General features: G+C 67.3%; 22 protein-coding genes and 1 rRNA gene. 15 read left to right on the top strand and 8 right to left on the bottom strand.

Annotation, left to right across the window (positions count from 1 at the left end):
- Nucleotides 1–87 (top strand): 5S ribosomal RNA (rrf, locus tag J2T23_RS16415); the annotation flags it as partial.
- A gap of 73 nt (nucleotides 88–160) precedes the next feature.
- On the opposite strand, the gene J2T23_RS16410 is transcribed toward rrf, so the two are convergent.
- Nucleotides 161–769, bottom strand: a complete 609-nt coding sequence (locus J2T23_RS16410) for a class I SAM-dependent methyltransferase (RefSeq protein ID WP_307361706.1) — start codon at nucleotides 767–769, stop codon at nucleotides 161–163.
- Between the two features lie 49 nt (nucleotides 770–818).
- Between J2T23_RS16410 and J2T23_RS16405 the strand changes: the two genes are divergently transcribed.
- From J2T23_RS16405 to J2T23_RS16390, 4 genes are all read left to right on the top strand, one after another.
- Nucleotides 819–1,670, top strand: a complete 852-nt coding sequence (locus J2T23_RS16405) for a phosphotransferase (RefSeq protein WP_307361704.1) — start codon at nucleotides 819–821, stop codon at nucleotides 1,668–1,670.
- Between the two features lie 82 nt (nucleotides 1,671–1,752).
- Nucleotides 1,753–2,511: a LamB/YcsF family protein gene (locus J2T23_RS16400; RefSeq protein ID WP_159632750.1), complete on the top strand. Its 759-nt coding sequence runs from the start codon at nucleotides 1,753–1,755 to the stop codon at nucleotides 2,509–2,511.
- Nucleotides 2,512–2,513: 2 nt separating this feature from the next.
- Nucleotides 2,514–4,190 carry a 5-oxoprolinase subunit B/C family protein gene (locus tag J2T23_RS16395; RefSeq protein ID WP_159632749.1) on the top strand — a complete coding sequence of 559 codons (1,677 nt, stop codon included), beginning with the start codon at nucleotides 2,514–2,516 and terminating at the stop codon, nucleotides 4,188–4,190.
- Entirely contained in the window at nucleotides 4,183–5,931 is a 1,749-nt protein-coding gene (locus J2T23_RS16390) for an acetyl/propionyl/methylcrotonyl-CoA carboxylase subunit alpha (protein ID WP_307361699.1), read from the top strand. Before J2T23_RS16395 ends, J2T23_RS16390 begins: the two co-directional genes overlap by 8 nt.
- A 7-nt stretch (nucleotides 5,932–5,938) precedes the next feature.
- On the opposite strand, the gene J2T23_RS16385 is transcribed toward J2T23_RS16390, so the two are convergent.
- Nucleotides 5,939–6,922: a prenyltransferase/squalene oxidase repeat-containing protein gene (locus J2T23_RS16385; RefSeq protein WP_307361697.1), complete on the bottom strand. Its 984-nt coding sequence runs from the start codon at nucleotides 6,920–6,922 to the stop codon at nucleotides 5,939–5,941.
- Between the two features lie 69 nt (nucleotides 6,923–6,991).
- On the opposite strand from J2T23_RS16385, the gene J2T23_RS16380 reads away from it, so the two are divergent.
- From J2T23_RS16380 to J2T23_RS16360, 5 genes are all read left to right on the top strand, one after another.
- Nucleotides 6,992–7,669 carry a GntR family transcriptional regulator gene (locus J2T23_RS16380; protein ID WP_141180892.1) on the top strand — a complete coding sequence of 226 codons (678 nt, stop codon included), beginning with the start codon at nucleotides 6,992–6,994 and terminating at the stop codon, nucleotides 7,667–7,669.
- A gap of 210 nt (nucleotides 7,670–7,879) precedes the next feature.
- The gene (locus tag J2T23_RS16375) at nucleotides 7,880–8,593 is read left to right on the top strand and encodes a DUF969 domain-containing protein (protein ID WP_142130864.1); all 714 of its coding nucleotides are present in this window, start codon (nucleotides 7,880–7,882) and stop codon (nucleotides 8,591–8,593) included.
- Nucleotides 8,590–9,561: a DUF979 domain-containing protein gene (locus J2T23_RS16370; protein ID WP_236801310.1), complete on the top strand. Its 972-nt coding sequence runs from the start codon at nucleotides 8,590–8,592 to the stop codon at nucleotides 9,559–9,561. Before J2T23_RS16375 ends, J2T23_RS16370 begins: the two co-directional genes overlap by 4 nt.
- Before the next feature lie 35 nt (nucleotides 9,562–9,596).
- Nucleotides 9,597–10,694 (top strand): DUF2891 family protein, encoded by a 1,098-nt coding sequence (locus J2T23_RS16365; RefSeq protein WP_307361694.1) that lies wholly within the window; start codon nucleotides 9,597–9,599, stop codon nucleotides 10,692–10,694.
- Nucleotides 10,695–10,901: 207 nt separating this feature from the next.
- Nucleotides 10,902–11,204, top strand: a complete 303-nt coding sequence (locus J2T23_RS16360; RefSeq protein WP_307361693.1) for a hypothetical protein — start codon at nucleotides 10,902–10,904, stop codon at nucleotides 11,202–11,204.
- A gap of 4 nt (nucleotides 11,205–11,208) precedes the next feature.
- Here the strand turns inward: J2T23_RS16360 and J2T23_RS16355 are convergent, their stop codons facing one another.
- From J2T23_RS16355 to J2T23_RS16335, 5 genes are all read right to left on the bottom strand, one after another.
- Nucleotides 11,209–11,370 carry a hypothetical protein gene (locus J2T23_RS16355; RefSeq protein WP_307361690.1) on the bottom strand — a complete coding sequence of 54 codons (162 nt, stop codon included), beginning with the start codon at nucleotides 11,368–11,370 and terminating at the stop codon, nucleotides 11,209–11,211.
- A complete protein-coding gene (locus tag J2T23_RS16350; protein WP_168223103.1) occupies nucleotides 11,363–12,004 on the bottom strand; it encodes a hypothetical protein in 642 nt (213 codons plus the stop codon). Before J2T23_RS16350 ends, J2T23_RS16355 begins: the two co-directional genes overlap by 8 nt.
- Nucleotides 12,005–12,108: 104 nt before the next feature.
- The gene (locus J2T23_RS16345) at nucleotides 12,109–14,937 is read right to left on the bottom strand and encodes an FAD-binding and (Fe-S)-binding domain-containing protein (RefSeq protein WP_307361686.1); all 2,829 of its coding nucleotides are present in this window, start codon (nucleotides 14,935–14,937) and stop codon (nucleotides 12,109–12,111) included.
- A 16-nt stretch (nucleotides 14,938–14,953) separates the two neighbouring features.
- Entirely contained in the window at nucleotides 14,954–15,700 is a 747-nt protein-coding gene (locus J2T23_RS16340) for a FadR/GntR family transcriptional regulator (RefSeq protein ID WP_307361684.1), read from the bottom strand.
- 82 nt (nucleotides 15,701–15,782) lie between these two features.
- Complete coding sequence (locus J2T23_RS16335; protein WP_307361680.1) at nucleotides 15,783–17,528, bottom strand: L-lactate permease; 1,746 nt, start codon at nucleotides 17,526–17,528, stop codon at nucleotides 15,783–15,785.
- Nucleotides 17,529–17,715: 187 nt separating this feature from the next.
- Here J2T23_RS16335 and J2T23_RS16330 point away from each other — a divergent pair, with 187 nt between their 5' ends.
- The 5 genes from J2T23_RS16330 (at nucleotide 17,716) to ppsA (ending at nucleotide 24,087) form a co-directional block, all read left to right on the top strand.
- Complete coding sequence (locus tag J2T23_RS16330) at nucleotides 17,716–18,519, top strand: (Fe-S)-binding protein (protein WP_175319279.1); 804 nt, start codon at nucleotides 17,716–17,718, stop codon at nucleotides 18,517–18,519.
- Entirely contained in the window at nucleotides 18,516–20,066 is a 1,551-nt protein-coding gene (locus J2T23_RS16325) for a LutB/LldF family L-lactate oxidation iron-sulfur protein (protein ID WP_141180897.1), read from the top strand. Before J2T23_RS16330 ends, J2T23_RS16325 begins: the two co-directional genes overlap by 4 nt.
- Complete coding sequence (locus J2T23_RS16320; RefSeq protein ID WP_141157908.1) at nucleotides 20,063–20,701, top strand: LutC/YkgG family protein; 639 nt, start codon at nucleotides 20,063–20,065, stop codon at nucleotides 20,699–20,701. The genes J2T23_RS16325 and J2T23_RS16320 overlap by 4 nt, the downstream gene beginning before the upstream one ends.
- A gap of 9 nt (nucleotides 20,702–20,710) precedes the next feature.
- Nucleotides 20,711–21,529: a pyruvate, water dikinase regulatory protein gene (locus J2T23_RS16315; protein WP_141157907.1), complete on the top strand. Its 819-nt coding sequence runs from the start codon at nucleotides 20,711–20,713 to the stop codon at nucleotides 21,527–21,529.
- 146 nt (nucleotides 21,530–21,675) lie between these two features.
- Nucleotides 21,676–24,087, top strand: a complete 2,412-nt coding sequence (gene ppsA / locus J2T23_RS16310) for a phosphoenolpyruvate synthase (RefSeq protein WP_141157906.1) — start codon at nucleotides 21,676–21,678, stop codon at nucleotides 24,085–24,087.
- 10 nt (nucleotides 24,088–24,097) lie between these two features.
- Here the strand turns inward: ppsA and J2T23_RS16305 are convergent, their stop codons facing one another.
- Nucleotides 24,098–24,532: a nuclear transport factor 2 family protein gene (locus J2T23_RS16305; protein ID WP_141157905.1), complete on the bottom strand. Its 435-nt coding sequence runs from the start codon at nucleotides 24,530–24,532 to the stop codon at nucleotides 24,098–24,100.
- Nucleotides 24,533–24,612 lie beyond the last annotated feature (80 nt).

The raw sequence follows: 24,612 nt of genomic DNA, 5'->3' as shown, positions 1-24,612 counted from the left end.
GGTCCCATTCCGAACCCGGAAGCTAAGACCCACAGCGCCGATGGTACTGCACCCGGGAGGGTGTGGGAGAGTAGGTCACCGCCGGAACAACTATTCATGGTCGAGGCCCCAACCACACGGTTGGGGCCTCCCACATTTAACCCGAAAAACCGAAGGACCCTTAGTGGGCAGTCGCTGTCATGGCAGCATGGGGCCGCCGCCCACCCTCGTCCCTGCGCATTTCAGTGTCGAGGACCTTGAAACCAGCGTTCTCCAGCAATACGCGCATCTGCGGCACGGACCAGTAAAAGGCGTCGGTGACGGCATGTTGAAACGGCTCAGCAGCCGGCCCTTCGAAGAAGCCGACAAGAAAGTGCCCGTCCGGTCTTAGAACTCGGCGAAACTCGGCGAGGGCTGCGGGCAGCTCTGTTGGTTGGAGATGGATCAATGAATACCAGGCGAGCACTCCACTGAGGCTTTCGTCCTGCAGAGCAAGCGTGTGGAACGAGGAAGTCCGAAAGGGAACAGCGGGGAAGCGGGAGCGGGCAATCTCGATGAATTCTGGAACGAGATCAATGCCGCAAATATCGACACCGCGCTGAGACAGAAAATCTGTCCAATGCCCCGGACCACATCCTGCGTCGATCACCGGTCCGTCAATCCGCAGAGCCCACCTGCTAATGCAGTCGCGGTCACGCTCATCCATGTCCGCGATATCGCCTAGGAGACGGGTGTACTCGGCAGCACGCCCGGCGTAGGCCCGGCGGACCTGCGCCTCAATATCAGTCACGCAGCCAGTCTAGGGTTGGGCAGCGGCCCGGACCGGATATTCTGCCGGAATGGAATCCTGGCACGGCAACCGGTTGAGCGCCCGGCAGGCGGGGCGCGTGGAAACTTGGCTCCCGGGGGTTCGTCTGGTGAGTGATCTTTCCTGGGACCTCATCGATACCGCGGTTCTCAAGGTGGAAAGCGGGCGCCGGAAATATATCGTCAAGGCCGGCGGTCCTGCGAACCATCACATTGCGCGTGAAATTAGTGCTCACCAATCCTGGGTCCAGGTCTTGTCCTGTCAGAACCGTGCACCAAAGCTCATACACGCGGACCGCTCTGCGAACGTCCTGGTATCGGAGTATTTGGAAGGCTGCCTGGTAGAAGGCACCGAAGCCGAATATGCGGCGGAGACGTACGTGCAAGCCGGTGCCCTCCTGCGCGCTTTTCACCACCAGGCGGTGCGCAGTGACCCGGACTATGAGGCGGCCGCTACTGCCAAGGCCCTCGCGTGGCTCGGAGCACCCCACAGCATCGAGGACTCAGCCGCAGAAGAGGCGCGGGCGATACTCGCCACATATGAGCCGAGGCCAGTTGATGTCGTCCCGTCCCACGGCGACTGGCAGCCCCGCAACTGGCTCATCGACGGGAACGATGTAAGGGTCATCGACTTTGGCAGGTTTGAGTTCAGGCCGACTGCCAGCGATTTCTGGCGTCTTGCCGTACAGCAATGGCGTACTGCTCCGCAGCTGGAGCCGGCCTTCTTTGCGGGCTACGGCTCAGATCCCAGGGAAAGTGAGCTCTGGAGGGTCATGCAGCTGCGAGAAGCCGTTTCCACGGCCGCTTGGGCATACAAGATTGGCGATCACGAGTTCGAAAGACAAGGCCACCAGATGCTCTACGAAGCTTTGCATAGATTCTGAAGGAGTCGCCTTTCCCGGATTGTTGAACAATCCGACTTTTTAGGGCATTCTTGAAGGACACCAATCCGAGACGGAGATCACAATGCCCAGCATCGACCTGAACAGCGACGTCGGCGAGTCCTTTGGGAACTGGTCCTTCGGCGATGACGCCGCCATTTTCGAGAGTGTGTCCAGTGCCAACGTAGCCTGCGGCTTCCACGCGGGCGATCCCGTGGGCATCATGGCCACCTGCCAGGCCGCCGTGAAGGCCGGCGTCACCGTCGGCGCACACCCCGGATACCGGGACCTGGCCGGATTCGGCCGCCGCTTCGTGGACATGACCCCGGAAGAGCTGACCGCTGACGTCGTCTACCAGATCGGCGCAGTCCAGGCCGTAGCCCTCGCAGCCGGAACAGCCGTGCGCTACGTCAAGCCCCACGGCGCCCTGTACAACACCATCGTCAACCACCCCCAGCAGGCCGGCGCCGTCGTTGCCGCCATCCTGGCCGTGGACCCCACCCTGCCCCTCATGGTCCTCCCCAACTCCGAGATCCAGCGCCAGGCCGACGCCGCCGGGCTGCGGACCGTAGCCGAAGCCTTCGCCGACCGCGCCTACAACCCCGACGGCACCCTGGTGTCCCGCCGCGAGCCCGGCGCCGTGCTGCACAAGGTGGAGGACGTCGTCGAACATGTCCTGCGCCTGGCCGGGGACGGCGTGGTCCGGGCCATCGACGGCACGCTGGTCCAGGTCAAGGCCGAAAGCATCTGCCTGCACGGTGACACGCCGGGTGCCGTTGCCATGGCCGCCGCCGTCCGCGCCGCGCTGCTGGACGCCGGCATCCAGATCCAAAGTTTCGCCTAGCCATGCCCACCAAACAGCAGCAGGCACAGAAGCCGCCACACGCCGCACTGACCGGTGTCCGGGCCGCCGGAGACTGCGCCATTTTGGTGGAGCTCCCCACCCTGGACTCCGTCCTCAGTCTCCAGGCGCAACTCACCGCACACCCCCAGCCGGGGCAGGTTGACGTCATTGCCGCAGCCCGGACCGTCCTCATCACCACGGACTCGCCCCACGCGGCACGGGCCCTGGCCACTCACGTGCGCAGCATCGACCTGGAAGCCCCGGCCGGCACCGAGAGCACGCTGGTCACCATCGACGTGGTGTACGACGGCGAGGACCTGGACGAGGTCGCGAAGCTCACCGGGCTGGACCGCCAGGGAGTCGTTGCCGCCCACACAGGCCAGCTCTGGACCGCCGCCTTTGCCGGCTTCGCCCCCGGCTTCGCCTACCTCACGGGCGAAGATTCCCGCCTGGAAGTGCCGCGGCGCCACTCACCGAGGACGGCTGTGCCCGCCGGTGCCGTGGCACTGGGCGGCGCGTACTCGGCGGTCTACCCCCGGCAGTCGCCCGGCGGCTGGCAGCTGATCGGCCGGACCGAAGCAGCCATGTGGGACCTGGACCGCGAAAACCCGGCCCTGATCCGGCCCGGCGACACGGTCCGCTTCAACGCGGTGCGGGCGCAGGCCACCGTGGCCGACCACGCTGTGACCGAACAGCGCGGGCCGGACGCGGCCAGCACCGCGGCAACAGACCCCGCCACCGCAGGGCTTGCCGTCCGGAAGCCGGGACTCCAGGCCACCATCCAGGACCTGGGCCGCCCGGGCTACGCCTCCCTCGGCGTCAGCAGCGCCGGCGCCATGGACCGGGCGGCCCTCCGCCGCGCCAACCGCATGGTGGGCAACGCCGAGGACGCGGCCGGCATCGAACTCCTCTTCGGCGGCCTGGAACTCGAGGCCCTCTCGGACCAGGTCCTGGCCGTCACCGGCGCAGAGGTTCCACTTGGGATCACGCCGCCGGAAGACGCGGCAGCAGGTACGACGGCGGCCCGGCACCCCGGGTGCGGCGCCCCCTTCGCGCTGCTGGCGGGCGAGAGGCTGACGGTGGGAAACCCCACGGCAGGGCTCCGCTCCTACCTCGGCGTCCGCGGCGGGATCGGCGGCCCCGACGCGCTGGGGAGCCGGTCCACAGACACCATGTCCGGGATCGGGCCCGAACCGCTCCAGGCTGGAACCATCCTTCCCGTGCTCGCACCGAAGCCGGGCAGCATCGTGGGCCACCCCGAGTCGTCACCCCTTCCGGACCAGTCCGCGCCAACCGTGCTCCGCGTGGTGCCCGGACCCCGGCAGGACTGGTTCAGTGCCCAAACCCTGCAGGACTTCCTGGAACAGGACTGGACCGTCACGCCGCAGTCCAACCGGATCGGACTGCGCCTCAACGGCAACGCCCTCACCCGGAGCCGCGACGGTGAACTGGCCAGCGAAGGAACGGTCCGGGGTGCCATCCAGGTGCCGCCGGAAGGCCAGCCTGTCCTCTTCCTCTCCGACCACCCGGTGACGGGCGGATACCCGGTGATCGCCGTCGTCGTCCACGCGGACCTGGACAAAGCGGCCCAACTTCCCCCGGGCGCCGCCGTGCGGTTCACCGCTGCAGCACCCCCGGCAGAACTGCCCGAAACAGCTAAGGAAAGCCCCCATGCGTAAAGTCCTCATAGCCAACCGCGGCGAGATCGCCGTCCGGATCGCCCATGCCTGCGACGATGCAGGCCTGGAAAGCGTGGCCGTCTACGCCGACCCCGACGCCGACGCACTGCACGTCTCAGCAGCCACTGAGGCATACTCGCTGGCCGGATCCAGGCCCCAGGAAACCTACCTGGACATCGACAAGATCCTGGCCATTGCGGCCAAGAGCGGCGCCGACGCCGTCCACCCCGGCTACGGCTTCCTGTCCGAGAACGCAGGCTTTGCCCAGGCCGTGTTGAACGCCGGCCTGACCTGGATCGGCCCCTCCCCGGACACCATCCGCCTGCTGGGCGACAAGGTCAGCGCCCGCGAGGTGGCCGTCCGGGCCGGCGCCCCGCTGGCACCCGGCAGTGACGGGCCCGTGGACAGCGCCGACGAGGTCCGTGCCTTCGCCGAGCAGGTGGGCCTCCCCGTGGCCATCAAGGCTGCCTTCGGCGGCGGCGGACGCGGCCTCAAAGTCGTCCGGAACCTGGCCGATATCGAGGAAAGCTTCGACTCGGCGGTCCGCGAGTCCCTTGCAGCCTTTGGCCGCAGCGAGTGCTACGTGGAGAAATTCCTGGACCGCCCCCGCCACGTGGAGGCACAGGTCATCGCGGACACGCACGGCAATGTGGTGGTGGTGGGCACACGCGACTGCTCGCTGCAGCGCCGCCACCAGAAACTCGTGGAGGAAGCCCCCGCGCCATTCCTCACGCCGGACCAGCGGGCCGCCATCCATGCCTCTGCCAAGGCCATCTGCCGGGAGGCCGGATATGTCGGCGCCGGCACCGTGGAGTACCTGCTGGACGGCTCCGGTTTCCTCAGCTTCCTGGAGGTCAACACGCGGCTGCAGGTGGAGCACCCGATCACCGAGGAGACCTCCGGCGTGGACCTGGTGGCTGCCCAGCTGGCCATCGCGGCGGGGGAGCAGCTCCCCGTCCTGGAGGACCCGGAGCCGCGCGGCCACGCCTTCGAATTCCGCATCAACGCCGAGGATCCGGGCCGCGGATTCCTGCCCTCGCCCGGGACCGTGGAATCCTTCGAGGTGCCCACCGGGCCCGGGATCCGCCTGGATACGGGCGTCCGTGCCGGCTCTACGGTGCCCGGGCAGTTCGACTCGCTGCTGGCCAAGCTGGTGGTCACCGGCGCAGACCGCCAGCAGGCCCTCCGGCGTGCCCGCCGCGCCCTGCAGGAGTTCCGGATCGGCGGACTGGCTACCGTGCTGCCCTTCCACCGGGCAGTGGTCGGGGCGCCGGACTTCACCCGCGAGGACCGGCTGGACACCTACACCACCTGGATTGAGAACGAATTCGCCACCGCCCTGGACGCGGACCCGGCCTTCAGCCCGGCCGCGCCGGATGAACCCCGCCGGACCATCGGCATCGAGGTGGACGGCAAACGGATGGAGCTGGGACTGCCCGAGGCGCTGCTGGATTCCCTGCTCGACGGCGGTGGCCGGCGGAGCGCGGAAGGCCAGGAGGCCAGCGGGGAGACGCTGCAGGAGAAGAACGACGGCGACCTGCTGGCCACCATGGCCGGCACCGTGGTCAAGTGGCTGGCTGAGCCCGGGGCAAGCGTCGAGGAAGGCGAAGCGGTACTGGTGCTCGAAGCCATGAAGATGGAGACGGCCGTGGCCGCCCACCGTGCCGGGACCGTCGGTGAGCTGTACGCCGCGGCCGGAGACGCCGTCGGGCCCGGGCAGGTGCTCACCACGATTTCCTAAGCGCACGTCACGAGGGCATCCGCGCGAACACGCGGCACACCGCAAGGCTGAACCAGAGCTGGAGGTCGTGGAACCTGTCCCGGAGCAGGTGGCCGGTGAAGAGCCCTGACGGTTCCTGGTGCGCGGAGAGCCAGTCGCGCGCCTGGTTGGTTTTTTCCGTTCGCAGGCCGGGGCGGATGATGCTGATGGCGTCGAGGGCGGAAACGAGGTCCGTCATCCAGAAGGGAAAGCAGAACTCGGTCCAGTCGGAGACGCGGCCCTTGTCAGGATAGGCGTCCGGCTCGAAGAAGCGGGCCGCCAGCATTTCCGCGGCCTTCTGTGCGGAGGTGCTTGCGCTGTTCGCGGGATGGGCAGCGTAGGCCCTGAGCACCACCCCGGTGATCAGGTGCGAGAACGGCTGCGCCGGATCGCCGGGAATGGTCTGCGGCTCGTCCAGCGCGTCCAGGTTCCTCCCACGGGTGCGGATGGGAAGGGCCCAGCCGCCGTCGTCCTGCCGCGACGCCTCAAGCCAGCTGAACGCGCGTTCTACACGGGGGTCGTCGCCGTACCCCGCCTTGCACAGGAGCCCGATGAGGGCTCCCGTGTAGTTGGGAGACACCTGGTTGCCGTAAATCCCCCGAAGGTCACCCAGCTCGGACTGGTGTGAAAGCACATAACCGGCGGCTGCGGCGATGGCCGGATGCCGGCGGGTGAGCCCGAACATCTCGACGAGGAACCCGAGTTGCCGGTAGGTCTCCAGCAGGTCGTAGTCCATGCGGTCCCGGGCCCGTTTTCCCGGATAGGCCCACGACCCATCCGCCGCTTGGTGCCGCAGGATCCGGCGGGGGACCGGAAGGTCCCAGAGTGCCTCGTCCGGCGCACCCGCGGGAGCGGCTGGCAGCCCTCCCGGCCCGGGGACCAGCTCGCGGACGGCCCAGGCGCGCACGGCAGGGTGGCCGCTGGACAGCAGCGGGGCGATCGGGTCGAACCGGAGGCCGTCAAGCCACGTCATGGTCACCATGATGGCGGAATACGTCCGGTGCGGACAGGGTACCGGTGTCCTGCCGGATATCGTGGTGCCATGACGTTTGACGAGGTACTGGCCGATCTCCAAGCCCAGGCCAGGACCACAAAGCACGCCGAGACCGGCCTTTGGGTGGCCGCCCAGCTGCGCAGCCGGATCGAGGCTGGCCTGCTCAAGCCCGGCTCCAAACTCGCGGAGGAAGCCCTCCGCGAGGCCCTTGGCGTGTCCCGCAATACCCTGCGTGAGGCGTTCACGGCGTTGCATGCCGAGCACATCGTCACCCGCATCCCCAACCGCGGCGTGTTCGTGGCCCACCCCACCCCGGACGACATCCGCGAAATCTACCGGGTGCGCCGCTTCCTGGAACCGGCCGCGGTGCTGTGGTCCGGCGAGACCTCCATCGAGCCGCTGCCGACCATCATCAAGGCGGCCAGGGCTGCCGCCGCGGAAGGGGACATCCCCGGCATGGCCAGCGCCAACCAGGACTTCCACCGTGCCATCGTGAACCGGGCCGGCAGCGAGCGGCTCAACAGCCTCATGGAACAGGTCCTGGCCGAGATGCGGCTCGTGTTCCACTCCATGGCCGCCAACCCGGCCTTCCATGAGCCCTACGTGGAGGACAACGCGCACATCGTGGAACTGCTGGAGGCGGGAGACAAAGCCGCGGCAGCGGACTTCCTGGCCACTTACCTGGACCGCGCCGAAGCCCAGCTGCTGGACGCCGTCGGCCGCTGAATCAAGCCCCTCTCAAAAGGGGTTGCAGGATTGTTGAACAAAAAGCTATGCTTTAGATCACACCGTTGTTCTGCAGCTCACTTAACTCTGCAGTTCCAACGCACCGGGGCTCCCGCCCCTCGGCGCCGTCATCACCAACTGACCAACCTCACTGACGCGCCGGCCCCCATTTTGAAAGACCCTTCACGGGTCCCCTGGGAAGGGATAGTCATGCTTGTACTCATCGGGGTGCTGCTGGTGATCGTTGGCTTCGCCATCCGCCTGAACCCCCTGATTGTCGTCACCGTCGCCGGCATCGTCACCGCACTGCTGGGCGGCATGAACCCCGCGCAGATCCTTGATGCCTTCGGCACCGGCTTTGCCAGCAGCCGCTCGGTCACCATCTTCGTGGCGGTGCTGCCGGTGGTGGGCATCATCGAGTTCTTCGGGCTGCAGGAGCAGGCCAAGGTCCTCATCGGCCGACTGGCCAAGCTGACCGCGGGCCGCGTGCTCATCGGTTACCTGGCTGTCCGCCAGATCACCGCCGCCGTGGGCCTGAACAGCATCGGCGGCCACGCCCAGACCGTCCGTCCGCTGGTGTTCCCCATGGCTGAGGGCGCCGCGCTGCGCCGCTACGGCCACGTGCCGGAAAAGATCAGCGAGAAGATCAAGGGCCATTCCGCCGGTGCGGACAACGTGGGCGTGTTCTTCGGCGAGGACGTGTTCGTGGCCGTCGGCTCCATCCTGCTGATCACCACGTTCGTTGACACCACGTACCACCTCCACCTGGAGCCGCTCCAGCTGGCCCTGTGGGCCATCCCCACCGCCATCGCAGCGTTCCTCATCCACGGCTTCCGGCTCCTGCGCCTGGACAAGCAGCTGGACAAGGAATACCGCGAGTACGAGCTCACCGCCCCGAAGGAAGCCGCAGGAGAAGCCAAATGATCAACGTTGAAGCCGTCTACTGGCTGATCGGCATTCTGTTCGTCGCGTGGGCATCACTGATTGCCGCCGACACCAACCACCCCCGCCGCTGGGGCAGCTCCGCCTTCTGGGGCATCCTGGGCCTGTGCTTCTTCTACAGCACCTGGGTCCAGGCAGGCACCGCGCCCGGCTGGATCCTGGGCGTCGCAGTCCTGGTCCTGGTGGTGCTGGCCTCCACCGGCCTCCTGGGCCACGGCAAGCACCGCACGTCCACCGGCCCCGAGCGCGAGTCCTACGCCAAGCGCTTCGGCAACAAGCTGTTCATCCCGGCCCTTACGCTGCCGCTGGTCACCGTGATCCTGGTGCTGGCTGCACCCGTGCTGAACATCGGCGGCACCCCGCTGCTCGACCCCAAGAACACCACGCTGGTGGCCCTGGCCATCGGCGCCGTGGCCGCCGTCATCGTCGCCCTTGTGATCCTGAAGCCGAAGAACCCGGCGACGCCCATCTTCGAAAGCCGCCGCATCCTGGAATCGATCGGCTGGGCTGCGCTGCTGCCGCAGATGCTCACCACGCTGGGCATCCTCTTCACCAAAGCCGGCGTGGGCACCGCCGTGGGCAACCTGGCCTCAGGCCTGCTGCCCAAGGGCTCACTGATCGCCGGCGTGCTGGTCTACTGCATCGGCATGTTCCTGTTCACGGTGCTCATGGGCAACGGCTTCGCGGCTTTCCCCATCATGACCGCGGCGATTGGCTGGCCCGTGCTGGTGCAGACCTTCCACGGCGATCCCGCCATCATCTTCGCCATCGGCATGCTGGCCGGCTTCTGCGGCACGCTCTGCACCCCGATGGCCGCCAACTTCAACCTGGTGCCGTCCGCACTGCTGGAGATGAACAACAAGTACGGCGTCATCACGGCGCAAGTGGGCACGGCCATCCCGCTGCTGGCGGTGAACATCGCCCTGATGTACTTCCTGGCCTTCCACTAAACCTCTTCGCCGACCCCGGCTTTCTAAGGAGCATGATGGACAACGACCTCCGCGTACAGGCGGCCCCGGACTACGCGGCCGTGGTGCTGGGCAACCTCTCCGAGCCCTACCCGCACTCGGCGCACCACACGCAGGTGTCGGCCGAGGACCGGCCCACCCCGGAGCAAATCCACCCCGCGTTCTACACCTCCTTCGACTGGCACTCCTGCGTGCACATGCACTGGCTGGGGGCCAGCCTGCTGGGCGGCACCCCCGGGTCACCCCTTGGCGGGGCTGCACCGGAAGGAGCGTCCGACGACGGCCCGGCGGCCTGGGTGGATAGCCCCACAGAGGCGTCGCTCCGGGAAGCCCTGGGCGCCAACCTCACGCCGGCCAAGCTGGCCGTGGAGCGGGACTACCTGCTGGCTAATCCGTCCTGGGAACGGCCCTACGGCTGGGCATGGCTGATGCGGCTGGCCGCGACGTGCTCTGCGTCCGCCGATGCGCAGTTGCGTGAGTGGGGCACTGCGCTGGAACCGCTGGTGGATGCCGTGGCGGACCTCAGCGCTGCGTGGATGCAGAAGGCCCAGTACCCCGTGCGCCACGGGCTGCACACCAACGCCGCATTCGGCGTGGGCTACATGCTGGACGCGTTCCGGTCACTGGGCCGCGTTGATGCTGCAAAGGCGTGCGAGGAAGCGGCACGTGGCTGGTTCGGTAACGACCGCGACTGGCCGGGCGACTGGGAGCTCAGCGGCCAGGATTTCCTGTCCGCCGGACTCAGCGAGGCGGACCTGATGCGCCGCGTGCTGTCCGCGGACGAGTTCGCCGAGTGGTTCGCCGGGTTCCTCCCGGGGCTTTCCGCGGAGTCGCGCATCCTGCAGCCGGTAAGCGTCACCGATGAAACCGACGGCTACCTGGTGCACCTGCACGGGCTGAACCTGACCCGGGCCGGGCAGGTTGCCCGGATCATCGCCACGCTTCGGGAATCCGGCAGCGCCGAGGCATCCGCCGCCGCTGCCGTCCTGGTCGAGGCGCTGGATCCGCTGCTGAAAGCCGGACTCCACGGGCTGGAGAGCGGCGACTTCATGTCCACCCACTGGCTGGCCAGCTTCGCTTGGGACGCGCTGGGATCCGTGGCGGCTTTGGACTGATTCTTTCCTGGCGGTGTATTCACTGGGGTCCGCCGGCGTCAACGGCCCCTCGGAACGGAGCAGTCATACTCCGTTCCGAGGGGGCTGTTTGTGCATCCGGGAGTACCGCCGCGTTAGTCTTGCTGCACCACGCCTGGTGGCGTGACCTGGGAGCAGCGGGCAGGGTTGTAATGAGCTGACCGTCCGCCCGCGAGCCAGAGGAAGCCGATGCGCCAGCACACCAGCACCTGCCCGTCAGACCCTGCGATGGCAGGGAAAGCAGCCACGCCCAGGCCTCGAAGGAAGCGGGCCAGGCATCCGCGGCTGGCGGTGGGGGACAGGGTCCGCTTCGCCGAGGGAACCCTGGCCGGCACCGGCGTGGTGGACGCCGTGACCTCCGACTACTCCATCATCTGGGTATGGACCGACGAGGGCCAGGGCCGGCGGATGTTCGTGCAGGGTTACGGCAGCATTGTGTCCGCGCTGCAGGAAGAGGCTGCGGAACAAGAGGACCCTGTAGCCGCCTGCTGACCAGCTAACCGCCGAGCCGTTCCGACTCGTCCGCTGCACGCCGCCTGCGCCGCTCATCCGCCTGGAGGATTCCGTCGCGGACGGCGGCGCGGACCACACCGTACAGGATGTAGAAGAAGACCGCGCCGAAGAGCGCAAGCAGGACAAGTCCGGTCGCGTTACCCATCAGTGCGCTCCTCCTCCGGCCAGTACGGCTGAACGGACGCCGCCGCCTGACGCAAGGCCCCGCCGTCGAGCATCAAGGACGTTTCCGCCAGGCCGAAGTCGGTCCATTGGGCTACCATCCGGAGATCCCCGGCAGGCGGCAGCGGCCACAGCCAGAGGGTGCCGCTGCCGGAGAACTCCGCATCGCCCCCGCCGCCACCGCCGCCGTTCAGGGCGAGGACCGGAGGCTCCGGGTTGGTGCCCGGTTCCATCAGCCCGTAGGGAATTTGGCTGCCGGTGCTCGCTTTTGAACCGTCAGGGAATTCGACGCCGAACATCAGCCCGGTCTGCCGTTCGCTGCGCCCCCGAAAGCCCCTGCCGGGCTGGAAGAACAGCGGCTGCAAATCGTCCCAGTCCCTATCGGATTGATCGGTCCGGCGGAAGAGCCAGGACAGACTGAACAGGCACCCGGTAGAGAAGACTTCGGCGCCTTTGACCGCCACCACCATTCCCGGTGTCCGGCTCACGAACCTGCCCAGATGGACAACGGCAGGCAGTTCGTAGGCGGGTGCAGCCACCCACGGCGGCGGGACGTACCTCGTGGTCCGCGGCCGGGGCGGCAGGGGAGGGACGGGAAAGTCCTGGAAGAAGGTCATGATGGTCCTTGGGTCCGCTGGCGGCGACCGACCAGCGGAACAAGCGGCTGCGCCGTCCTGGATCCCCCAATCCGTCCTTGCCCGGCCAGTCTAGCGGGGTTGCGTCAGGGCCGGGTGGCCTCCTCGAGGATTTCCAGCAGGTGGCGGTAGGAGTGGCCGGTCGCCTTGGACATCCCCAGCTCGCAGGTGCGGTTGGTGGAGGCATAGGCATCGAACTCCCGCTCGTTGATCTCGCCGGCCTGCCGGTTGGTGGCGGAGTCGGTGAGTTCAGGGTGGAGCAGGCCCCGGTCGCCGGCGAACGCGCAGCACCCCCAGTTGAGCGGCACGAACACGTCATCCGTGACGGCCCCGGCGATGTCGAGCAGCGCGGGGTTGGTTCCCAGCTGGGTGGATGAGCACGTGGGGTGCAGGGCCATGGAACCCAGGGGAGCGGTCACCGTGAGCTGGCCCAGGACGTGCTGGTGGACGAACTCCACCGAGTCAACGAAGCGCAGTCCGGCATACCGTTCCCCGTCCGCGCCGGCAAGACGCTTCATGGTCTCCAGGCCTTCCGTGCAGGAAGCGGCATCGCACACCACGGGCAGCCTGCCGCGGCCGCTGGCCTCGTACAGCTGGTCCAGGACCTTCACGGTCATGGCGTCGTAGCCCTGGGAGAAGCCCTTGGATTTCCACGGGGTGCCGCAGCACAGGCTCTCGATGCCTTCGGGGACGGTTATGCCCACTCCGGCACGTTCGCAGAGGTCCAGGAATGCCTGGGCCGAGCCCTTTCCCTTGCCTTCCGGGCCCTCCGCGGGGCCGAACATGGTGCCGATGCAGGCCGGGAAGAACACCGCCACGCTGCCTGGGTCCCGGCGTTCCCGGCGCCTGGAACCGCCGCCTGGCAGCACGTCGGCGTAGGCGGGCACCGCCTCCGGTCCCAGCAGCGCACGGCCGACGGCGGTGGCGGCCTTTGGCAGCGGCGCCGGCATGGCCTTGGCTACAGTCAGGGCCAGGCCGCCGCCGGCGGTCACGGCGCCCCAGTTTTCGGCGGCCTTGTTCCAGCCTGCCGCGGCGACGGTGTTGGCATTTTCCTTGCGCAGCCGCCGGACCAGGTCCCCGGTGTTGATCAGCACCGGGCAGGCGGTGACGCACATGCCGTCCGCAGCGCAGGTCTGCACGCCGTCGTAGTCATAGTCCTTGCGCAGTCTGGCGGCGAGGGCGTGGTCGCCGCGTTGCTCAGCGGCAGCAATGTCGCGCCGAAGCACGATGCGTTGACGCGGAGTAAGCGTGATGTCCTTGCTGGGGCACACCGGTTCGCAGTACCCGCACTCGACGCACCGGTCCACTTCCTCCTCGACGGTGGGAGCCACCTTGAGGTTTTCGATGTAGGAGAGGGGTTCGTCGGCGAGCAGCACGCCCGGGTTCAGGAGGTTGGCCGGGTCGATCAGCCGCTTGATTTCCTGCATAACCCCATAGAGCTCGTCGCCGTACTGGCGGCGGACGAAAGGCGCCATGATCCGGCCCGTCCCATGCTCGGCCTTGAGTGAACCGCCCGCGCCGAGGACCAGGTCCACCATCTCGTCGGTGAAGGCCTGGTAGCGCAGCAGTTGGTCCGGATCGTCGAAGCGCTCGTTGAGCATGAAGTGGACGTTTCCGTCTTTGGCGTGCCCGAAGATCACCGATTCCTTGTAATGGTGCTCGTGGAAGAGCCGTGTCAGTTCGCCGCAGGTGCCGGCAAGGGCGGGAACCGGGACAACGATGTCCTCCAGCAGTGCGTTGGTTCCGGAGGGGCGGGCGCCTGCCACGGCCGTGTACAGGCCCTTGCGGACGTGCCACAGGGCAGCCCGGTCTTTCGGGTCCGAGGTCAGCGCGAAGGGTGTTGCAAGGTCCAGCGAGTCGAACAGCTGCTGCGAGCCTGCCCGCTTGCCGGACAGTTCGGCGGCGTCCGAGCCCTGGTGTTCCACCAGCAGCGCGGCGTGTCCTTGGACCGGCAGGGTACGGATCGCGGCGGGGGCGTCGGCGGCGGCCTGGGCCACCTTCAACGCTGCCGCGTCCATGAGTTCGATGGTGGCAAGGCCGGTGGACACCAGGTCCGGCAGGGCTCCCATTGCCGCGTCGAGGGTGTTGAAGACCAGCAGCCCGGTGGCGGCGGCGGGTTTGACCTCGACGGTCCGGAAGACAGCCTCCGCCACGAAGCCCAGGGTTCCCTCGCTGCCGATCATCAGGTGCATCAGGATGTCCACGGGGCGTTCGTAATCCAGGAAGGAGTTCACGCCGTAGCCCATGGTGTTCTTCATCGAGAACAGTGAACGGATGATGCGGACGGACTGGTCGTTTCCCACCACCCGCCGGCGCAGCTTCAGGAGCCCCTCGTGGAGTTCCGGTTCCAGCTCGCGCAGCCGCCGGTCGGCGTCCGCATCAGCGGTGTCGATGACCGTGCCCGAGGGCAGCACCAGCACCATTGATTCCAGCGTCCGGTAGGTGTTGAGCTCAGTGCCGCACGCCATTCCTGAGGAGTTGTTGGCGATGACACCGCCCACGGTGCAGGCGATTTCGCTGGCGGGATCCGGGCCGAGCTTGCGTCCAAAGGGGGCAAGCCTGGCGTTGACGCTGCGCACCGTGGCGCCGGGCTGGACACGGACCCGGGCGCCGCCGTCGAGCACCTCAACACCGCGGAAATGCTGGCGGGTGTTGATCAGCAGGCTGTCACTCAGGGCCTGACCGGACAGGCTCGTGCCACCGGAACGAAAGGTGGCGGGAAGCCCAAGCTCCCGGCTGCGCCGGAGCAGGGCGCCAACGTCGGCGGCATTGCGTGGGGTGGCCACCCCTTGCGGGACCAGGAGGTAGTGCGAGGCGTCATGTGCCATGGCATGGCGGTCCAGGTCCCGCGTGCTGACGGTATCCGGATCCAGCAGGTGGACGGGGGATTCGGCTCCTGCGGCTGTGGTTCTCATGCGTGGCTCCAAGAAATCAGGTAATGGGGTGGGGCGGGGTGGCGTCCCCGGCGCGCTGGTAGAACCATTCGATGTGTTCGCGCAGCAGGCGTGCGGCGAGTTCGCCGTCACGGGACTGGACGGCATCAAAGATTCCGTGGTGTTGGGTGCGCAGGGCTGCCAGGACCGCCGGCCAGTCCTCCATCGCGTCCATGGCTCCCTTGACGTAGCCCACGATCGAGCCGCTGAGGGACTCCATGATGGTGGCCATGACTTCGTTGCCTGCAAGCGAACTCAGCGCCACATGGAACCTGGCGTCCAGCTCGTGGAAGGTTGCCCGGTCCAGCTCGGGCTGGTCCATAGCCTCCAGCAGTTGGGCCGCCTGTTTCCGCTCCGCGTCGCCACCTTCGCGCGCGGCACCGGCCCGGGCAGTCCACGTCTCCAGGAGGATACGGGTTTGGACGATGTCCTGGACCGGCAGCCGGTTGCTGGCAACATGCAGCCGGAGGGCGGAGGAGAGTCCGGCGGACGGATCGGAGACCACAATGGCACCGGAGGTGGGACCGGAGCCTACCGAGCTGCGGACCACGCCCATGGCGTCGAGGATACGGATGGCCTCGCGTACGGACGCCCTGGATATTCCATAGTTTTCCGCCAGGGTCCGTTCGCCCGGGAGCCGGTCTCCGACCTTGATTGTGCCGGCCCGCAGGTCCGCTTCAATGTCTTTCAGGAGCGCATCGTGGGTTCGAGGGCGGGGAGCTGCTCCGGCTGCGGGGGTTGTCACGGGCGATCCTCTGGGTGGGGGAGTGCGGGCCCCGGGTGGACCCGCACTCCGGTTTTGCGCGGGAAGTGGCCGCGGGTACTGGCTAGGGGAGCATCCAGCCCAGGACTGGGGTGGACTGCAGGTAGACGATGGTGCACAGCACCAGAAGCAACCCCACGCTCCATCCGACTACCTTACGCAGAAGGACGGACTCCTGGCCGTCGAGGTTCACGGCGGTGGCGGCAATGGCGAGGTTCTGCGGGCTGATGAGTTTGCCCACCACACCGCCCGCCGTATTGCCGGCCACGAGCAGGTTCGGGTCGATGCCTGCATTCAGGCCGGCGGTCTGCTGCAGCTTGGCAAACAGTGCGTTCGCGGAGGTGTCCGAACCTGTCACGGCCGTGCCCAACCAGCCGAGCACCGGGGAGAGGAACGCGAAGAAGCTTCCGGTGCCGGCCAGCCAGACGCCGATCGAGACCGTCTGGCCCGAGTTGTTCATGACGTAGGCGAGGGCGAGCACCGTGATGATGGTCAGGCCGGCCCAGCGCATCTTGAAGATGGTCCGTCCGATTTCGGCCACGGCGTTGCCTACTGTCATGTGGAAGCGGCCGCGGTCATCGAAGCGGGCGTAGACGGCCGCGACGATCAACCCCGTGATCAGCAGGAGCGTGCCCGGGCTGGACAGCCACTGGAAGACGTAGACGGTGGAGGACAGCGGCTTGCCGTCGGCGCCCACCAGGGCGTCGTGCAGGACAGGCCATGGAACCTTGACATCGGTGGCGGCGAGGGCAGCCGGAAGGTCGACGCCGAGCTTCCACAGTTTGGCGATGCCGAACACCACAATGACCAGGAAGTAGGGAAACAGTGCCAGCCACGTGCGTGCCGGGGTGAGGCTTTCGCCGTCGGCCGCCTCTACGGTGGCGACACTGCCGGACCGGGCGCTTCGCGGACCCTGGCCTGCCGGTGTGGTGCCGGCCGCAGCGGCCTCCGCGGCGACGCCCAGCCGGTCACGCGCTGCTGTGGTGCCCCGGGGCTTCCAGAAGCGGAAGAACAGCACAGCCGCGCCCAGGCCCACCAGCGAAGCCATGATGTCGGTGAGTTCGTAGGAGAAGAAGTTCGAGCAGAGGAACTGCGCTGCGGCGAAGGAGAATCCGATGACCAGCGCGGCCGGCCAGCAGTCCTTCAAACCCTTGCGTCCGTCCAGGATGAAGAGCAGGATCAGCGGAACGAAGGTTGCCAGCAACGGCGCCTGGCGGCCCACCATGGCACCAATGTCCGTGGCGTGCAGGCCGGTGAGTCCGGCAGCAGTGGTGATCGGGATGGCCATGGCACCAAAGGCGACCGGGGCGGTGTTTGCCACCAGCACGGCAGCAGCGGCCCGGAGCGGGGGCAGTCCCAGGGCAAGCAGCATGGTGGCGGTGATGGCCACGGGCGCACCAAAGCCGGCAAGGGCCTCGAGCAGGCCGCCGAAGCAGAACGCGATCAGGACGCCCTGCAGCCGGACGTCGCCGCCGCCAATGACATCGAACACCCGCCGGAGGTCTTCAAATCGGCCGCTAAGTACCGTGACCTGGTAGAGCCAGACGGCCATGACCACGATCCACAGCACAGGGAAGGCGCCGAAGACTCCGCCCTGGGTGGCGGACAGAAGCGCCAGTCCGGCGGGCATCTTGAAAGCCAGGATGCCTACCGCCAGGGCCACCAGCAGGGCGAAGGCCCCGGCCACGTGGGCTTTGGTCCTGACGACGGCGAGAAGGACAAAGAAGGTCAGCAGCGGCAGCAGGCCGACGATGGCCGACCAGGCAACGCTGTTCAGCACCGGGTCTGTGCTGGGGGTGAAGTGGTCCACGAAGTTCCTCCACGATGAGGGCGATGGGGATGGCTTTGGTCAGACCACAATGGTCCGACCACAGAAGTGTAGCCCACTTTCGGCCAAGATGTGAGCCGGTTCACCCTCCGCCGGCGGGGTTGTCAGTGGCCGCCATCACGTGGTCTACTGTGGTCAGACCATACCCTCACCCTTCCGGAAGGCCGTCATGAGAATTGCCTTGTTCGCCACCTGCATCGTGGACGCGATGTACCCGGCCACGGCGAAGGCCACAGTCAGGATCCTGGAGCGGCTGGGACACGAAGTGGTGTTCCCCTCCGGCCAGGCCTGCTGCGGCCAGATGCACGTCAACAGCGGCTACCTCAAAGAAGCTGTCCCGGTGGTCGCCAACCACGTGGCCGCATTCGATACCTCGGATTACGACGTCGCCGTCGCCCCGTCCGGGTCCTGCGTGGCCTCGGTCAAGCACCAGCACCCCATGGTGGCGCGCGCCTGCGGCGACGCTGCCCTGGAAGCCCGGGCCACCGCCGTCGGCACCAAAACCTACGAGCTGTCCGAACTCCTGGTGGACGTGCTGGGCGTGACCGACGCCGGGGCGCAGCTGGGTTCCTACTTCCCGCACCGGGTGACCTACCATCCCAGCTGCCACGGGATGCGGCTGCTGCGGCTCGGGGACAGGCAGTCCCGCCTGCTGCGGACCGTGCAGGGAATCGACCTTGCCGAGCTGCCCGAACAGGACCAGTGCTGCGGCTTCGGCGGCACGTTTTCCGTGAAGAACGCCGATGTTTCGTCGGCCATGCTCCAGGACAAGGCGGCCAACATCGAGTCCACCGGGGCCGAGCTCTGCACCGGCGGGGACGCCTCCTGCCTGATGCACATCGGCGGCGGACTGTCCCGCCAGGGCAGCTCCACCACCACCCTCCACCTGGCTGAAATCCTCGCCAGCACCTTGGAAGAACCGGCGTCCGTCACCGGCGAAGTCCGCGTCTCCACCGGAAAGGCCCTGCGATGACCACCTTCCTGGGAATGCCCTCCCTGCCGGCCTTCGGCTCAGGCAACCTGTTCGCCGGGGAGTCCTTCCCCACGGCGGCGCACCGTGAACTGGGCAACGCGCAGTTGCGCGCCAACCTTGGCCATGCCACCCACACCATCCGCGACAAGCGCCAGGCGGTGGTCTCCGAACTGCCTGACTGGGAACAGCTGCGTGATGCGGGGTCCGCCATCAAGCAGGCGGTGATGTCCAGGCTGCCCGAGCTCCTGGAGGAGTTTGAAACGAACTTCACCGCACGCGGCGGCGTGATCCACTGGGCACGCGACGCCGGGGAAGCCAACGAAATCGTGGCCGGACTGGTCCGGGACACCGGCGAAACCGAAGTGGTCAAGATCAAGTCCATGGCCACCCAGGAAATCGGTCTTAACGAGTACCTCGAGGAGCAGGGCATCGGGGCCTTCGAAACCGATCTCGCCGAGCTCATCGTGCAGCTGGACCACGACAAGCCCAGCCACATCCTGGTTCCCGCCATCCACAAGAACCGCACCGAAATCCGGGACATCTTCCTCCGTGAAATGCCCGGTGCCGATCCTGCGCTGACCGACGATCCCTCCGTCCTGGCCATGGCTGCCCGCGAGCACCTGCGCCGGAAGTTCCTCACGGCGAAGGTAGCCGTGTCCGGGGCCAACTTTGCCCTTGCCGATTCGGGCACCCTGGCGGTCGTGGAATCCGAAGGCAACGGCCGCATGTGCCTCACGCTTCCGGAAACGCTGATCACGGTGATGGGCATCGAGAAGCTGCTGCCCACCTGGCAGGACCTGGAAGTGTTCATGCAGCTGCTCCCGCGTTCTTCCACCGGGGAACGGATGAACCCGTACACCTCCCTGTGGACCGGAGTGACGGAGGGCGACGGGCCGCAGAACGTGCACCTGGTGCTCCTGGACAACGGCCGCAGCGCCGCGCTCGCCGATGAAATGGGCCGCTCCGCCCTGCACTGCATCCGCTGCAGCGCCTGCATGAACGTCTGCCCGGTGTACGAGCGCACGGGCGGCCACGCCTACGGCTCCACCTACCCGGGTCCCATCGGCGCGATTCTTTCCCCGCTGCTCACCGGCATCCAGGCGGAAGAAAACAACTCCCTGCCGTACGCCTCCTCCCTGTGCGGTGCCTGCTACGACGCCTGCCCCGTCAAGATCAACATCCCGGACATCCTGGTGCACCTGCGCAGCGTGGATGTGGACAGCAAACGCGGCAAGAAGAAGGTCCCCAGCCAGATGGACGTGGGCATGAAAGCCGCATCCTGGGCTTTGTCCTCGGGCAAACGGCTGGGCCTGGTGGAGAAGGGGCTGCCGCTGGGCCGCCTGGCTGCGGGGCCGGACAGGAAGATCACCAAGCTGCCCGGCATCGCCGCCGGCTGGACCCAAAGCCGCGACATCCCGGCGCCGCCGGCACAGTCATTCCGGGACTGGTGGGCCAAGGAACACCGGAACGCCGGCGACGCTCCCGGCACACCGGAAGCCGGTCCGTCCCGCACGCCGTCCCCAGACACAAAGGAAACCCCGCAATGACCGCACGCGAAGACATCCTCTCCCGGATCAGGGCCGCATTGCAGGACAGCCCGCAGGCGCCGCAGATTCCGCGGGACTACCGGGCAGCATCCGAACTCGACACGGACGCACTCATCGAGCTCCTGGTGGACCGGCTGGTGGACTACAAGGCGCAGGTGGCGGTGGTTCCGGAAACGGAGGTGCCCGCACGGATTGCCTCGCTCCTTGACGGGGCGAACAGCTTCGTCGTGCCCGAAGGGTTCGACGCCGGGTGGCTGGCAGGGACCGATGAAGGCGGCGGCGGCGGGTCCCGCCGCCGCGTCGACTCTCCGGCGGCACCGCTCAGCGTCGCCGAGCTCGATGGCATCGATGCCGTGGTCACCGGCAGCGCCGTGGCCGTCGCGGAGACGGGAACCATCATCCTGGACGGCAGCGCCAACCAGGGCCGCCGCGCCATCAGCCTGGTCCCGGACCACCATATCTGCGTGGTGAAGGCCGCCGATATTACCGGGATCCTGCCCGAGGCGCTGGGCCGGATCGACGGGACCCGGCCCATCACGATGATCAGCGGGCCGAGTGCCACAAGCGACATCGAGCTTGAACGCGTGGAAGGCGTCCATGGCCCGCGCAGGCTGGACGTCATCATTGCCCGCTAGAGTCATCCCATGACCACTGCTGCTCTACGGCCTGTCTACTTCCTGTCGGACAGCACCGGCATCACCGCGGAAACCCTGGGGAATACGCTGCTGACGCAGTTCCCCGTGGACAACTTCGACCGCGTCACCATCCCCTTCATCACCACGGCTGAACAGGCCCGCTCCGTAGTGCGGACCATTGACGGCCTGGCTGCCACAGGGCCGCAGCCGCTGGTCTTTTCCACCGCCGTCAGCAGCGAGATACGGCAGATCCTGGCCGGCTGCAAGGGTGTCATCGTGGACCTGATCGGTACGCACGTGGGGGTCCTGGAACAGGCGCTGGGGGCACCGGCCAGCGGCGAACCGGGCCGGGCGCACGGGCTGGGGAACGCCGCGCGCTACCAGTCCCGGATGGCGGCGGTGGAGTACGCGATGGAGCACGACGACGGGCAGAGCCTGCGTGCGCTGGAGAAGGCCCAGGTGATCCTGGTGGCCCCGTCCCGGTGCGGCAAGACGCCCACCACCATGTACCTGGCGCTGCAGCACGGGATCTTCGCCGCAAACTTTCCACTGGTGGATGAAGACTTCCAGCACGACGGGCTGCCCAAGCCGCTGCGGCCTTTCGTGTCGAAGTGTTTCGGCCTGTCCTCCAACCCGCTGCGCCTCAGCCAGATCCGGACCGAACGGCGGCCCAGCTCCCCGTATGCGTCCCTGCGGCAGTGCGGTTTTGAGCTGCGCAGCGCCGAGCAGCTGTACGTCTCGCACCGCATTCCGTACCTGAATTCGGCCACCGTCTCCGTGGAGGAGATGGCGGCCACCATCCTGCAGCGGATGAACCTCAAGCACTAGCCCGGAATTTCACAAACGTGGCGTAGCGCACATCATGTGGAAAGTCCGCTGCAGACCTGAAACTGTTAGCTGGATCTTTCTTCCGGCCGGCACTACCGTGCGCGGCCGGCGATGCCTACGCCACCCTCTGCAAAGGAGCAGTAAATATGACGACTGACGTTCTGTGGTTCTCTGAACTCGGACTCAAGGACCTGGACAAGGTGGGCGGCAAGAACGCCTCCCTGGGCGAGATGGTGCAGAACCTGACCTCTGCCGGCGTCCAGGTTCCGGACGGGTTCGCCACCACGGCCGACGCGTACCGCAGGTTCCTGTCCGATTCCGGCCTGGACCAGAAGATTGCCGACCGGCTGGTGGGTCTGGACACCGATGACGTGACGGCCCTGGCCGCCGCCGGCCAGGAAATCCGCTCCCTGGTCCGCGATACCCCCTTCCTGCCGGACTTCGAGGCGCAGGTCCGCGAGGCGTACCAGCAGCTGGTGGACAAGCACGCCGGCTCCGCCGACCTGTCCTGGGCCGTACGGTCCAGCGCCACCGCGGAGGACCTCCCCGATGCCTCCTTCGCCGGGCAGCAGGAAACCTTCCTGAACGTCCGTGGGATCGAGAACATCCTGCAGGCCATCAAGGACGTCTTCGCCTCCCTCTACAACGACCGCGCCATCGCCTACCGCGTGCACCACAAGTTCGAGCACGCCGAGGTGGCACTCTCCGCCGGCATCCAGCGCATGGTGCGTTCCGACGTCGGTGCGTCCGGTGTCATGTTCACCATGGACACCGAGTCCGGCTTCCAGGACGCCGTGTTCGTCACCTCCTCCTACGGGCTGGGCGAAGCCGTGGTGCAGGGTGCCGTGAACCCGGACGAGTTCTACGTCTACAAGCCCGCCCTGGAGGCCGGCCGCCCGGCGATCCTCAAGCGCGGCCTCGGCGAGAAGGCCCTGCAGATGACGTACACCAACAGCAGCGAGATCGGCCGCACCATCGATTTCGTCCCCGTCGAGGACTCCCTGCGCGCACGCTTCAGCCTGACGGACGACGACGTGGAGCAGCTTGCACGGCACGCCGTCGCCATTGAGAAGCACTACGGCCGTCCCATGGACATTGAGTGGGGCAAGGACGGGACCGACGGCGGCCTGTACATCCTGCAGGCACGCCCGGAAACCGTGCAGTCACGCCGCGCCCCCGGCAGCATGAGCCGGTTCCGCCTGAACGAAAGCGGTCCCGTGCTGGTGGAGGGCCGTGCCATCGGCCAGCGGATCGGCGCCGGCAAGGTCCGGATCCTCACCTCCATCGACCAGATGGCCTCCTTCCAGACCGGCGACGTCCTGGTGGCGGATATGACGGACCCCGACTGGGAACCCATCATGAAGCGAGCCTCCGCCATCGTCACCAACCGCGGCGGCCGTACCTGCCACGCCGCCATCATCGCCCGCGAACTGGGGATTCCCGCCGTCGTGGGCACCGGCAACGCCACTGACTCGCTGTCCGACGGCCAGGAGGTCACTGTCTCCTGCGCCGACGGCGAGACCGGCACCATCTACCAGGGCCTGCTGGACTTCAGTGTTGAGGAAACCGGCATCACCCAGCTGCCCGAGGCGCCGGTGAAGGTCATGATGAACGTCGGCACCCCGGAGCAGGCGTTCACCTTCGCCCAGCTTCCCAACCACGGCGTGGGCCTGGCGCGGCTGGAGTTCATCATCAACCGGCAGATCGGCATCCACCCCAAGGCCCTGCTGAACCTGGACAGCCAGCCCGAGGACGTGGCCGCCGAGATCCGGGAGCGGATCAGCGCCTACGACAGCCCCCGCGACTACTACATCAAGCGGCTGGCCGAAGGCGTGGCCACCATCGCCGCGGCATTCGCGCCGGAGCCGGTGATCGTGCGCATGTCCGACTTCAAGTCGAACGAGTACGCCAACCTGATCGGTGGACCGGCCTACGAGCCGCACGAAGAGAACCCGATGATCGGTTTCCGCGGCGCGTCCCGGTACCTGGAGCCGTCCTTCCGGGACTGCTTCGACCTTGAGTGCGAGGCGCTGTCCTTTGTCCGCAACGAGATGGGCCTGACCAACGTCAAGCTGATGATCCCGTTCGTGCGGACCCTGGACGAGGCGCAGGGCGTCATCGAACTGCTCGCCGAGAACGGCCTGCGCCGCGGCGAAAACGGCCTCGAAGTGATCATGATGTGCGAGCTGCCGTCCAACGCCCTGCTGGCCGACGAGTTCCTGGAGCACTTCGACGGCTTCTCGATTGGCTCCAACGACATGACCCAGCTGACCCTGGGCCTGGACCGCGACTCGGCCATCGTGGCCAACAGCTTCGATGAGCGGGACGCGGCCGTCAAGAAGCTGCTCAGCATGGCCATCAAGGCCTGCCGGGCCCGCGGAAAGTACGTGGGCATCTGCGGCCAGGGCCCCAGCGACCACGCAGACTTCGCCGAGTGGCTGGTGAAGGAGGGCGTCAATTCCGTGTCCCTGAACCCGGACACCGTGGTGGACACCTGGCTCCGGCTCGCCGGCGCGTCGGAGGAGACGCCGGATGTCGCCGCAACTGCCGGCGTCTAGCGCCTAGCCACTACCCCTGGGCCGGTTCGGGCAGCAGCCCGAGCTGGCCCAGGAGTTCCAGTTGGTCGAAGTAGGCATGGTGCGATGTGACCACGCCGTCCTGTACCGCGGTGACATCGCAGCTCCTGACCCTGACCTGCCTACCGGTGGGCGGCAGCGTACCGCCCGTAGGCAGGCCCAACTGCCCGGTGTTCGTGCCCACCACAAAGCCTTCGGCAACGGCCACGTCCCCGGCCTCATGTGTGGCTGTCCGTTCGTACCTGACGTCAGGCATCGCCTCCCAGAAGTGTGAGTAATAGTCCGCAATCGCCGTCCGGCCGCTGATGCCGGCCTGGTCAGGGGTCCGGATGACCGCGTCCTCGGCATAGCAGCCGGCCAAAGCGTCCCTGTCCTTTGCGTCCATGGCCGCCATCAGGCGGTCCATGGCATCACGTGCCTGTCCCATGTGAGCCTCCCCTGGGTGCCGGACGCCGGGCCCGGTGCCCGGCATCCATACAGGGAAAGTACGACGACGGAACGCACGGT

The organism is Pseudarthrobacter niigatensis (assembly GCF_030812615.1).
GTDB lineage: Bacteria > Actinomycetota > Actinomycetes > Actinomycetales > Micrococcaceae > Arthrobacter > Arthrobacter niigatensis.
The sequence above is the reverse complement of the archived record's forward strand: the minus strand, read 5'-3'. Positions and strand labels throughout refer to the sequence as shown.